The 11673-nt window shown below is 48.7% G+C and carries 12 protein-coding genes; 4 read left to right on the top strand and 8 right to left on the bottom strand.

Annotated features, from left to right (window positions below):
• Positions 1-158: 158 nt before the first annotated feature.
• Positions 159-1346: an efflux MFS transporter YdeE gene (gene ydeE, locus OGX98_RS20495; RefSeq protein ID WP_045442723.1), complete on the top strand. Its 1188-nt coding sequence runs from the start codon at positions 159-161 to the stop codon at positions 1344-1346.
• Positions 1347-1388: 42 nt separating this feature from the next.
• Here the strand turns inward: ydeE and urtE are convergent, their stop codons facing one another.
• From urtE to urtA, 5 genes are read right to left on the bottom strand one after another with little or no spacing between them, the layout of a single operon-like run.
• On the bottom strand, positions 1389-2087 hold the full coding sequence (gene urtE, locus OGX98_RS20500; RefSeq protein ID WP_045442720.1) for an urea ABC transporter ATP-binding subunit UrtE: 699 nt from the start codon (positions 2085-2087) through the stop codon (positions 1389-1391).
• A 9-nt stretch (positions 2088-2096) separates the two neighbouring features.
• Complete coding sequence (gene urtD, locus OGX98_RS20505; protein ID WP_286595877.1) at positions 2097-2894, bottom strand: urea ABC transporter ATP-binding protein UrtD; 798 nt, start codon at positions 2892-2894, stop codon at positions 2097-2099.
• Complete coding sequence (gene urtC / locus OGX98_RS20510) at positions 2894-3967, bottom strand: urea ABC transporter permease subunit UrtC (RefSeq protein ID WP_286595878.1); 1074 nt, start codon at positions 3965-3967, stop codon at positions 2894-2896. The genes urtD and urtC overlap by 1 nt, the downstream gene beginning before the upstream one ends.
• Complete coding sequence (urtB, locus tag OGX98_RS20515) at positions 3967-5541, bottom strand: urea ABC transporter permease subunit UrtB (RefSeq protein WP_286595890.1); 1575 nt, start codon at positions 5539-5541, stop codon at positions 3967-3969. Before urtB ends, urtC begins: the two co-directional genes overlap by 1 nt.
• Before the next feature lie 45 nt (positions 5542-5586).
• On the bottom strand, positions 5587-6858 hold the full coding sequence (urtA, locus tag OGX98_RS20520) for an urea ABC transporter substrate-binding protein (RefSeq protein ID WP_045442711.1): 1272 nt from the start codon (positions 6856-6858) through the stop codon (positions 5587-5589).
• 552 nt (positions 6859-7410) lie between these two features.
• On the opposite strand from urtA, the gene mgtS reads away from it, so the two are divergent.
• Complete coding sequence (gene mgtS, locus OGX98_RS20525) at positions 7411-7506, top strand: protein MgtS (RefSeq protein WP_000901362.1); 96 nt, start codon at positions 7411-7413, stop codon at positions 7504-7506.
• 272 nt (positions 7507-7778) lie between these two features.
• Here mgtS and OGX98_RS20530 read toward each other — a convergent pair whose 3' ends face one another.
• Both OGX98_RS20530 and OGX98_RS20535 read right to left on the bottom strand, forming a co-directional pair.
• The gene (locus OGX98_RS20530; RefSeq protein WP_048221483.1) at positions 7779-8705 is read right to left on the bottom strand and encodes a diguanylate cyclase; all 927 of its coding nucleotides are present in this window, start codon (positions 8703-8705) and stop codon (positions 7779-7781) included.
• A gap of 152 nt (positions 8706-8857) precedes the next feature.
• A complete protein-coding gene (locus OGX98_RS20535) occupies positions 8858-9490 on the bottom strand; it encodes a CatB-related O-acetyltransferase (RefSeq protein WP_048221484.1) in 633 nt (210 codons plus the stop codon).
• Positions 9491-9726: 236 nt separating this feature from the next.
• Between OGX98_RS20535 and OGX98_RS20540 the strand changes: the two genes are divergently transcribed.
• Both OGX98_RS20540 and OGX98_RS20545 read left to right on the top strand, forming a co-directional pair.
• Complete coding sequence (locus OGX98_RS20540) at positions 9727-10005, top strand: hypothetical protein (protein ID WP_045442700.1); 279 nt, start codon at positions 9727-9729, stop codon at positions 10003-10005.
• A gap of 127 nt (positions 10006-10132) precedes the next feature.
• Positions 10133-10447, top strand: coding sequence for a PTS sugar transporter subunit IIB (locus OGX98_RS20545; RefSeq protein WP_045442697.1), 315 nt, complete (start codon positions 10133-10135; stop codon positions 10445-10447).
• 176 nt (positions 10448-10623) lie between these two features.
• On the opposite strand, the gene OGX98_RS20550 is transcribed toward OGX98_RS20545, so the two are convergent.
• Positions 10624-11673, bottom strand: a 1050-nt coding sequence (locus tag OGX98_RS20550) for an autotransporter outer membrane beta-barrel domain-containing protein (RefSeq protein WP_286595289.1), incomplete at its 5' end; no start/stop codon positions are given.

The following is an 11673-nucleotide window of genomic DNA, read 5'->3' on the forward strand; positions in this document are numbered from 1 at the left end:
AAAGTAACGGAAATCTTTGTACCGTAACAGATCATTAATTCAGGTAGGCCATACAGCGCATTTTCAGACAACTTATTGAGTGTACATCACACTTTTGACATGCTATTTCTTTCCGATATCTAAAAAAAACATAACAACATGCACTGTCGGGCAGGAAAATGAATACCACCTTGAGAAGGTCCACCCTCGCTTTACTCGCCTCATCTTTATTACTAACCATTGGACGCGGCGCCACACTGCCGTTTATGACTATCTACCTCAACCGTCAATACGGACTGAGCGTCGACCTGATTGGCTACGCCATGACGGTCGCACTGACAATAGGTGTCATTTTCAGCCTGGGGTTCGGTATTCTGGCAGATAAGTTCGATAAAAAACGTTATATGCTGCTGGCAATTACCGGCTTTGCATCCGGCTTTATTGCGATTCCTCTGGTGCATAACGTGGTGGTGGTAGTTCTGCTTTTTGCGCTGATCAACTGCGCTTACTCAGTCTTCGCCACGGTGCTGAAAGCCTGGTTTGCCGATAATCTCTCTGCCACCAATAAGACCAAAATTTTTTCGCTCAACTACACCGTACTTAACATTGGCTGGACGGTGGGTCCACCGCTCGGTACGTTGCTGGTGATGCAAAGTATTAATTTGCCCTTCTGGCTGGCGGCGCTTTGCTCAGCCTTTCCGCTGGTGTTTATCCAGACCTGGGTGAAGCGTTCAGAAACGACATCAGAAGGTGTGAATGCATCAGTATGGTCTCCGTCGGTTTTGCTGCGTGATAGAGCATTATGTTGGTTTACGCTGTCTGCTTTTCTGGCCTCATTTGTCGGCGGCGCATTTGCGTCCTGTATTTCTCAGTACGTTATGGTTGTCGCAGACGGTAATTTTGCCGAAAAAGTGGTCGCTGTCGTCCTACCCGTCAACGCAGCGATGGTAGTGACATTGCAATATGCCGTCGGGCGCCGACTCACTGCCGCCAATATTCGACCACTGATGGCCGGAGGGACACTCTTCTTCGTTTTGGGGCTGGTCGGATTTATTTTCTCAGGCAACAGCTTGCTACTTTGGGGGATATCCGCAGCATTCTTCACAATTGGCGAGATTATTTACGCTCCCGGTGAATACATGCTCATCGACAACATTGCACCGGCGGGTATGAAAGCGAGTTATTTCTCCGCCCAGTCACTGGGTTGGCTTGGCGCAGCGGTAAACCCGTTAGTCAGTGGCGTTATTTTGACGACGTTGCCATCCTGGTCACTGTTTGTGGTGCTTATTATCGCCATCGTCCTTGCCTGGGCACTGATGCTAAAAGGGATGCGCGCCAAGCCCTGGGGTCAGCCAGCGGTCTGCTGATCATGCAGCTACAGAGCCCAGGCGGCTCTGTAGCCTCACTACTCAGATAGCCACCAGCCCACGCACCCCCTCTGCTTGCATATTTTCTCCCAATCCACTTTGAATAATACTTCCGCGCGACATCAACAAATATCGGTCGGCAAGTTGTTCGGCAAAGTCATAAAATTGTTCCACCAGCAAAATCGCCATATCACCACGATGTGCCAGTTGAGAGATAACCTGGCCAATTTCTTTAATGACTGAAGGCTGGATCCCCTCGGTCGGCTCATCGAGTATCAATAGCTGTGGACGACTCGCCAGTGCCCGACCAATCGCTAACTGTTGCTGTTGCCCGCCAGACAGATCGCCGCCCCGGCGGTGTTTCATCTCTTTCAGGACAGGAAAGAGCGCATAGATTTCATCCGGAACAGACTTTGCCTGATGCGCAGGAAACCGGGACAATCCGAGCAGCAGGTTCTCTTCCACCGTCAGACGAGGAAATATTTCCCTCCCTTGCGGTACATATGCCACGCCAGCCTGAACGCGCTGGTGCGGCTTTCGCTGCGTGATATTCTTCTCCTGCCAGATTACACTTCCGGTGCGGGTCGGAATGAGCCCCATCAGGCACTTCAGCAGCGTCGTTTTTCCAACACCATTACGCCCCAGCAGACATGTTACCTCGCCGATATGCGCTTCAAAGCTCACGCCGCGTAGAATATGACTACCGCCATAATATTGATTCAGTTCGTTCACCTGTAGCATCAGAACCTCCTATCGCCCGAGATAGACTTCAATAACATGCTCATTGGCCTGCACTTCACGCAGACTGCCCTCGGCCAGAACACGCCCCTGATGCAAAACAGTGACATGGTCAGCGATGGTTTCAACGAAACCCATATCATGCTCAACGACCATTAGAGAGTGTTTACCGGCAAGTGTCCGAAACAGCTCGGCGGTGTATTCCGTTTCTGCATCGGTCATCCCTGCTGCTGGCTCATCCAGCAACAACAAATGCGGCTCCTGCACCAGCAGCATGCCGATCTCCAGAAACTGTTTTTGTCCATGAGAAAGCAGTCCGGCGCGACGACTACGATCGTTAGCCAGCCGCAGTAGCCCTAACATGTCATGAATACGATCCCGCTGTTCCCCCGAAAGACAAGCCCGTAAGGAACCCCACACGGATTTATCATTTTTCATTGCCAGCTCAAGATTCTCTTCCACTGTCAGAGCTTCAAATACCGTAGGCTTCTGAAATTTACGCCCAATCCCCTGACGGGCAATAGCGACCGAATCAAGCGCGGTTAAATCTGTCGATTGGTCATAAATCGCACGTCCACTCTGCGGCCTTGTTTTGCCGGTAATGACATCCATCAATGTCGTTTTTCCTGCACCGTTAGGGCCAATAATGCAACGTAACTCCCCTACACCAATGTTGAGTGTTAAATCTGTTAGCGCCTGGAAACCATCAAAGTTAACGTTGATTTTTTCCAGTTGCAGTACCGGGTCAGTTTGATTACGAAAGCGGTCGCCGGGCATCTGACGAGTAAAAAGTCCTTCATCTGGCAGCATTATTTATCTCCCTTACGAAACAAGCCGATCACCCCACGAGGTAAAAACAGCGTTACGCCAATAAATATCAGGCCGAGAAACAGCTGCCAGTACTCCGGCATAATGACGGTAAACCAGCTTTTAGCACCGTTGACCAGCAGTGCGCCAAATACCGGACCAATTAGCGTGCCACGCCCACCCAGCGCAACCCAAATGGCCGCTTCGATTGAGTTGGTTGGCGACATTTCACTGGGATTAATAATGCCTACCTGTGGGACATACAGTGCCCCTGCCAGCCCACATAGCACCGCAGAAAGTGTCCACACCAACAGCTTGAATCCTTTCGGGTCATAACCGCAAAACGTCAGACGGTTTTCAGCGTCACGTACAGCAGTCAAAATACGGCCAAACTTACTGCGGGCAAGCGCCAGTCCCAGCCACAGCGCCAGAACCAACAGCATTACGGTCGCTAAAAATAAGGCGACACGAGTTGAGGTTGCGGTAATGGGAAACCCCAGAATCGTCGTGAATCCGGTAAAACCATTGTTGCCGCCAAACCCGGTTTCATTGCGAAAAAACAACAGCATCCCGGCAAAAGTCAGCGCCTGGGTCATGATGGAAAAATAGACGCCTTTGATTTTTGACCGGAAAGCAAAATAGCCAAATATCAGCGCCAGCAGACCGGGAACCAGAACGACCAACAGCATTGCCCAGATAAAATGTTGCGTTCCCCACCAGAACCAGGGCAGTTCGCTCCATGACAGGAAAGACATAAATGCGGGCAATTCTTCGCCAGACGCCTGACGCATCAGATACATCCCCATTGCATAACCCCCCAGCGCGAAGAAAATCCCATGTCCGAGAGAAAGCATTCCGGCGTATCCCCATACCAGATCCAGCGCAACCGCAACAATGGCGTAACAGAGGATTTTTCCAACCAGGGTCAGCGCCCAGACGGATATTGCCAGCGGATGCTCTGCAGGCAGGAGCGCAAGAAACGGCAATATAATCAGCGCGAGCAACAAACTCAGCCCCAGTATCCGCATTGTACGCGGCGCTTTACGCGCCAGCGTTAATGTCATTGGCATCGTCATCAGTCAATAACCCTCCCTTTCAGCGCGAACAATCCCTGGGGGCGTTTCTGAATAAACAGAATGATTAGCACCAGGATCATAATTTTGCCGAGTACAGCGCCAACCTGCGGTTCAAGTATTTTATTGAAGATCCCAAGGCCAAACGCGGCAGCCACACTGCCTGCAAGTTGCCCAACGCCGCCGAGCACTACCACCAGAAACGAATCGATAATGTAACCCTGTCCCAGTTCAGGTCCGACGTTGCCTAGCTGCGACAACGCCACACCACCCAGTCCGGCAATTCCGGATCCCAGGCCAAAAGCCAGCATATCCACACGCCCGGTAGGCACACCGCAACAGGCCGCCATACTGCGATTTTGCGTTACCGCACGCACGTGCATTCCCAGACGAGTTTTATTCAGCAACAGCCAGGTAAAGAACAGAACCAGAATGGCAAAACCAAGTACCACGAGCCGGTTCCACGGCAAAATCAGGTTGGCATAGACCTGGATGCCACCCGATAGCCATACCGGGTTAGCAACCTCCAGGTTCTGTGCCCCAAAGGTCATGCGCACCAACTGGATAAGCATCAGACTGATCCCCCAGGTCGCCAACAGCGTTTCAAGAGGGCGTCCGTATAGATGACGAATAACGCCGCGTTCGAGAATCATCCCTATCCCTGCGGTAAGAAGAAAAGCAACCGGCAGTGCGACAATCGGGTAAAAGGACAACCACTGTGGAGTAAAGTGGATCATCAGTTGTTGCACCATCCAGGTACAGTAGGCCCCAAGCATCAGCATTTCACCATGTGCCATATTGATGACGCCGAGTAACCCGTAAGTAATTGCCAATCCCAGAGCTGCCAGCAGCAAAATTGACCCCAGTGATAACCCCATAAACGCCTGCCCAAGAAGATCGCTAATCATCATGCGATGGCCGATGGAATTCAGGCTCTCGCTTGCTGCCGCGCGTACGCTGGCATCAGGTTCATATTCAATCTGGGTAAAGGGTTGTAACCGCGCCTGAGTTTCAGGATCATTTGACTCAGCCAACAGTTTGATCGCCTGGCGTCTGACCTGCGGCAACGTGCTGTTGAGTTGCAGATTTGCCAGTGCAATGGAGAGCTGTGACTTCACGCCTGCATCAGTCTCCTGCGCCAGCCTTTGTTGCAGAAACGGCAACATGGCAGGAAGTGCTTCCCGTTGCAATGTCCTTGCAGCGGCAACTCTTTCAGTGACACTGTCACTTAGAAGTTGATGTATCGCCAGCGTCCCGGCGACCAGATTACGTAGTCGGTTAGTCAGGCGGATTTTTGTTAACTCCCCGGATGGGCTGGTCACTGCACCAAGCGGTTGCACCAGGGTGCCATTAATTGTAAACGCATTCTTTGCGCTGTCGGTCAGCAGACTTTCGCTCCCCAATGCATACAGCACAGGTAAACGTTGCGCCTCAGGGTTGAGCGACCATTGTTCCAGTAAGGCGGCCTGTTGAGTACGGCTGGCTGCGGTAAAGATATCGGCATCTGTTGCCTGTGCTATCCACGGCAAAAGCCACGTCAGCAGCAACACGCCACGAATTAAGCGCATGGCTTTCATGATAGCGTTCTCCAAAATTGCGCCCTCCCGCAGGAGGGCAAAAGATCAGTTGCTGGCAGTTTTGACGGGCTGTTCTGACTTTTTGTCATTGCCGCTGATATACGGACTCCACGGCTGAGCGCGGACTGGCGCATCGGTCTGCCATACCACGTTGAACTGGCCGTTACTTTCAATTTCACCAATCATGACCGGTTTATGCAGGTGATGGTTGGTTGAATCCATCGTCAGGGTAAAACCTGAAGGTGCAGCGAAAGATTGCCCTGCCATCGCAGCACGTACTTTATCCACATCGGTGGTGCCGGCTTTTTCCACCGCCTGCGCCCACATATGCAGGCCGACGTAGGTCGCCTCCATCGGATCGTTTGTCACTACAGAATTCGCATTCGGCAGCTTATGCGCTTTGGCATAGGCCCGATAATCAGCAACAAACTTCTGATTAGTTGCATTATCAACGGACTCGAAGTAGTTCCAGGCCGCCAGATTTCCCACCAGTGGTTTGGTATCAATGCCACGTAATTCCTCTTCGCCAACTGAAAATGCCACCACCGGAACATCCGTTGCTTTCAGCCCCTGGTTAGCCAGTTCTTTATAAAACGGAACGTTGGAGTCACCATTAATGGTCGATACCACCGCTGTTTTGCCGCCAGCGGAGAATTTTTTAATACTGGCAACAATTGTCTGATAATCGCTGTGTCCAAATGGGGTATACACTTCTTCAATGTCTTTATCGGCGACGCCCTTCGAATGTAAAAAGGCGCGCAAAATTTTATTAGTTGTACGGGGATAGACATAATCCGTACCAAGCAGGAAGAAACGTCTGGCGCTGCCGCCGTCTTCGCTCATCAGGTACTCAACCGCCGGAATCGCCTGCTGGTTAGGTGCTGCTCCTGTATAAAAGACATTAGGTGACATCTCCTCACCTTCGTACTGCACTGGATAGAACAGCAAACCGTTTAGCTCTTCGAACACCGGCAGAACCGATTTACGCGACACCGATGTCCAGCAGCCAAAGACCGCCGCCACCTTATCCTGACTCAACAACTGACGGGCCTTTTCGGCAAACAACGGCCAGTTTGAGGCCGGGTCAACCACCACCGGTTCCAGCTTCTTGCCCAACACACCACCACTGGCATTGATTTCATCGATGGTCATTAGAGCCACATCTTTAAGCGGTGTTTCAGAAATTGCCATCGTCCCTGACAATGAATGCATGATGCCGACTTTAATAGTGTCTGCGGCCTGGACGCTAAAACTTAGCCCCATTGCCACAGCAGAGGCCGAAAGAGCAAAAGCTTTTAGTAATGTACGACGCTGCATAATTTCACTCCTGAAAGATGATTTGCGAAAGCTCCGGTGCAGCCGGGCTGACAAAACGGTGCAAATTAAGGGTGTTCAGAAGTAATAAGGCAAAAACGATGCCAGATATTTTAAGCCCATTTAAAATCAATGAATTAGAAACAAATACAGGAATTCAACTGCAACACCTGGGCTCAAATGCCAGGTAAGTTGAACCACCATGAAACAGCGTTGCATTAGAAACGTGCAACACTTTGTATCGATTGCAGCATCACAAACGGGGATAATGACAGTCGCTTTTTGAGTTCCTGCATTATTCCACCATTATTTTCGTCACTATTATTTATTTTCCTCGACGAAATAGCGTTAAAAACTTACCTTTCTGTCGAAATAATCACATAGTTCAGCCTTTGTTTAAGTTTGAATTGCTACTCTATATCTAAAATAATTTGAGTTGATGGCAAGCGACAACTGAGCGAAGCCCCAGGTAACTTGAAGTATGGAGGGTATGGTTATAAACGAGGTGAAATTAAGGTAAGAGAGGAAACTCAAAAAGCAAAGGAGTAATTTAATATGTTAGGTAATATGAATATTTTCATGGCAGTTCTGGGAATTATTTTATTTTCCGGTTTTCTGGCCGCCTATTTTAGTCACAAATGGGATGATTGATGAACGACGATAGTCCTGCACCGAACCGGCCCCTTGTAGCGTAACTGCACAAGGGGCCATTTTTTTACCCGCCACAGTCCAGTAAGAATTTTCCAGCGTAACAGGCAAAAAAAAACCGCCGGACAGACCAGCGGTAAATGCTTGCATGGATAGATTTGTGTTTTGCTTTATACGCTATCAGGCGATTCCCTGCTGAGATAACGGATAGTCGGCTATGCTATCATCGACAACCCCAATGAAAGTTAAACGAAACGAAACTCCCCAGACAAAACTCACTCTCTGACCCGTGGCATCAATCGATCGTTAGTCTCAACCAACCTGATTTGCTGATGTTGATCCATAAACATACAGCGATTCCTGCCAGTCTGCTTCCCTTCATACATCGCACTGTCCGCCCGCCCGAGAGCGATATCCAGCGTTTCCCCCTGGTGCACACGGGAGATACCTGCAGTCACAGTGATGCTCAGTTCGCCGTCAGGATATGAGATTTTTTTACCGCCAATTAAATGGCAAATACGTAATCCCGCCTGGCACGCTTGCTCATCAGTCTTCGTCCTGATAAGGATAATGAACTCTTCACCACCATAGCGATACGCGGTTTCATCATGACGTGTCCATACTTGTAGATTTGCAGCCAGACTACGCAACACCATGTCGCCAACCAGATGACCATAAGTATCATTAACATATTTAAAACGGTCGATATCCAGCAATACGATGTACAAATTAAGTGGCTCAGCATCGAGCAACTGGCGGTCAAAAGTCTCATCAAGCATCCTTCTGCCGGGCAACCCGGTTAACACATCGATATTGCTACGAATATTGAGTAAATATATTTTATAGTCCATTACCGCAGACGTAAACGACAATAGCGCGTCCTGAAAGCTATCAAAATGCCATGAATGACTACGCTCTGCGACTATCGCCAATAGTAACTCTTTACCTAACGAGTGCATTTTTTCATGCGCGGATGTAATCCCGGCAATATAACTACAATCTCCATTATTTTGCGGCGCAGAATTATTTAACCATTGACCAAATTTGCAGGCACAATGCGCGTGAGACCCAGTAATGTCCAACTGCGTGACGTCAGACGATACGACGCAGCGGAACATTTTCACCAACCATTTGTAGTGAGCATCAATTGAATGATTGAGTTCCAGCAAAATTGTATCTATTTCCGGTGTTCTTTTTATCATCTCGACTCCCTTCCCTGTGTGAGCACTTCAACAGAAACAGTTTAACGATAAAAAAGAAAACTTATGTAAACTTATTAATAGTAGTTAATATACCAACGTTAAAGTTAGCAGTGATACGGGCTGTTATTACACAGACTGTATCACCCTCACGGCTATGCTTTTCTGAGGCTGGAGACTCTCAATTCCAGTTCTGAAATATCTCCAGATGATAATAGTGGTTGTAACTCTAGCAACCTTTCTTCTGGAATTTGATATAAATCAAGATCCCGTAATCGCTTAATATCATTTTCAGGAAATCGATATTTTATGATTTTTGCAGGATTGCCCCCAACGATTGCGTATGGAGGTACATCTTTGGTAACAACCGAACCAGCGGCCACTACGGCGCCTTCTCCAATGGTGACGCCAGGCATTATCATTGCTCGCATACCTAGCCAGCAACCATCCTGTAGTACGGTATCACCACGAAACTGGTAGGCATCCTTAATAGATTCCATAAAGGGATAAAGACTTATCCAGTCAAGCCGATGTGTACTGTTCCCCCCCATAAGAATAACGCTCTCCGCGCCAATACAGACAAAATTACCGATAATCAGCTTATCCAGATGGCCAAGAGGTTCCCAGCCTCTACTAACCTCATCACCGAGCAAATATCGCACAACTGAATGTTCAAATCCTTTATCCCAACAGTCACTGTAATAGCTATGAGTCCCTTTGATACAAATATTTGGGTTAGTCACTGTCTGATGAAGATATTCCATTCTTGACCAATGCTTTCCTGACATTTCCGTCATCCTTTTATACAGCGTTTTTAAAAAACAACGCAATTATGAATGGCCTCATTATATCTGATTATCATGAGAGAAATCAGATGAGTCATCTGGCGGCTGACGAACCTGAAGCTGGTGGTTATCTGGCACAGAATAAAGTTGGGGGTTCTACTCCAGGTTTATCCGTAACATCAACAATCGCTATGGATTCGTGATATCGTTTTTTGCATAAACTAACAACGGAGACATGTATGCGTGTCGACACAAAAGTAAGGATTTGTTCACTATGTTACCTGGTTTGTGCGTACGCTATCGCAGTTGTAGTCATGGCGTTGTTTGCTGATTTTGTTGTAGCGGGTGTAGCCATTGATCTGTGGAGAGGCGAACTTACTGTCACTGATTACTTTGAGTTACGAAAACTACTTTTGCTCAAACTTTCAGGGCTGGGTGCAATAATCGGCTTTGTGGTATGGTTTTTCTTCTACCGAAAGCAATCTCATCACGATCCGTTAGATAAATATTTCAAATAGACAAGGCTGCTGAAAAAACGCAGCTTTATCCTTCGCCTGTGATTATTGTCATGCAAACATGATCGAGAACGCATTTTCCGGTGATTACCGGGATTAGTGTGTGATCGGTTCCCTGAAGGACATAATCATGAAAAAGTTACTAATATGTTGCTTATTCGGAAATACAGCTAATTCTCTGGCAAAAAAAATGCAGAAAATAGCGAACGCACAAAACCACCAGATGATAATCAGCGCAGTTGGTCTGGATAATTTTGCCAGTGTGGCACCTGCATTCGACTGTTTTCTGGTTGCTCCCCACATCCAGTACAAACTCTCTGAGCTCAAAGCCGTTGTCGGTGACTTACGCCCCATTGCTGTTATAGAAAGTCTTCCGTATGCCTCGCTGGACGGAGAGAAAGTATTAAGCTTTGTACTCGCTCATATGCCAGAGATGATCGATTAAATTGTGCGTCGACCATACACATCATGTATAGGTAATTTATCAAGTTAAGCGCGGCACATTACCTTTATGTACGCCACTACGCCGGAAACACTCACCTCGCCCAGAACATACTGGACGAGGTTCGAGGGAGATTCCTGTAAATAAAAACCGGGGAAAATTCCCCGGTTAGCGCGGCATTAAAAGTTATACTTAATACCCACCATGGCATTGGTGTCACTGTATCCTTTATCGCCCATCTGAGCGCCGACATTGCCCCACAGATTGACCCGAGGGTTAATCTGTCCTTCAACACCCACTTTGACTTCGCCAATGTTGCGGGCGCCAGCCTGGTTGATGTGGACATTATCCATGTTCACGTTATAACTGCGCGTATTATGCAACCAGTTGGCTTCAATGAACGGCTCGAAAGTACGGTCTTTGTTGTCATCCATCGCATGATGGCTCTTCAGGTACGTACGAAGGCCCAGACGGGTTTGTACGTTACCGTCGCCACCGCTGCTAACGCGGGTTCCATTGGCTTCACGATGGTTGTCTGCTTTCACACCCATCCAGGTGGCCTGGGCTTGTGGCTGGATAAACCATTCATTAAGCGTCCCTTTGCTGCCAGCAAACTCGCCCAGTTTCTGGGTGTAACCCGTCTCCAGCGAGGCCGTAAAGCCTTTAGACTTGTAGGATTCGCTGGCCAGTTGCTGCCCGTTAACCTGGTTGTTGAACCAGCTGTACTGGAGCCAGCTGTCCACATACAACCCTGCTTTATCCGCATCGCTGGCAAACCAGGTGCCGTAAGCGCCAACGCTGTAACCGTTTATCGAACCTTTTGAACCATAACCCGTGACGGAAGAACGGGTAGAACTGTGGTTATTACCGTAACCCGCCATCAGACCCAGGTGGCCTCTGTTCAGACCATCGGTTGACCACTGCGCAACATCGCCACCCAACTGTGCGACATAACTGTTGCTCTGTGTTTTCAACTGACCACTGCCATCACGCCAGTTATTATGACTACCGACCTGGCGTAGCCACAGACTGGTAACTTTCTTCTCACCAGTCAGAGCATCAACGTACTGCGTTTCCCCCAGACGGTCGTGCAGACGGGTGTTGAATAACGTGTTCGCAGCCGCAATGTTTGCAAGATAGCTACCTGCTTCAGGGCGGTTAACATGTGTTTCATCAGAGGGGTCAACCGGCGGTGTTACAGGATCAACGGGAGGGTCGACAGGGTCCAC

The organism is Citrobacter sp. Cm046 (assembly GCF_030333065.1).
GTDB classification, from domain to species: Bacteria; Pseudomonadota; Gammaproteobacteria; order Enterobacterales; family Enterobacteriaceae; genus Citrobacter; species Citrobacter murliniae.

Bases quoted from the DNA above. Each gene is read 5' to 3' on its own strand.
- urtE (WP_045442720.1), bottom strand. From the start codon at position 2,087: ATGCTACAGGTGAACGAACTGAATCAATATTATGGCGGTAGTCATATT.
- OGX98_RS20530 (WP_048221483.1), bottom strand. From the start codon at position 8,705: ATGATAAAAAGAACACCGGAAATAGATACAATTTTGCTGGAACTCAAT.
- urtA (WP_045442711.1), bottom strand. From the start codon at position 6,858: ATGCAGCGTCGTACATTACTAAAAGCTTTTGCTCTTTCGGCCTCTGCT.
- OGX98_RS20540 (WP_045442700.1), top strand. From the start codon at position 9,727: ATGCGTGTCGACACAAAAGTAAGGATTTGTTCACTATGTTACCTGGTT.
- OGX98_RS20535 (WP_048221484.1), bottom strand. From the start codon at position 9,490: ATGTCAGGAAAGCATTGGTCAAGAATGGAATATCTTCATCAGACAGTG.
- urtB (WP_286595890.1), bottom strand. From the start codon at position 5,541: ATGAAAGCCATGCGCTTAATTCGTGGCGTGTTGCTGCTGACGTGGCTT.
- urtD (WP_286595877.1), bottom strand. From the start codon at position 2,894: ATGCTGCCAGATGAAGGACTTTTTACTCGTCAGATGCCCGGCGACCGC.
- urtC (WP_286595878.1), bottom strand. From the start codon at position 3,967: ATGACGATGCCAATGACATTAACGCTGGCGCGTAAAGCGCCGCGTACA.
- mgtS (WP_000901362.1), top strand. From the start codon at position 7,411: ATGTTAGGTAATATGAATATTTTCATGGCAGTTCTGGGAATTATTTTA.
- OGX98_RS20545 (WP_045442697.1), top strand. From the start codon at position 10,133: ATGAAAAAGTTACTAATATGTTGCTTATTCGGAAATACAGCTAATTCT.
- ydeE (WP_045442723.1), top strand. From the start codon at position 159: ATGAATACCACCTTGAGAAGGTCCACCCTCGCTTTACTCGCCTCATCT.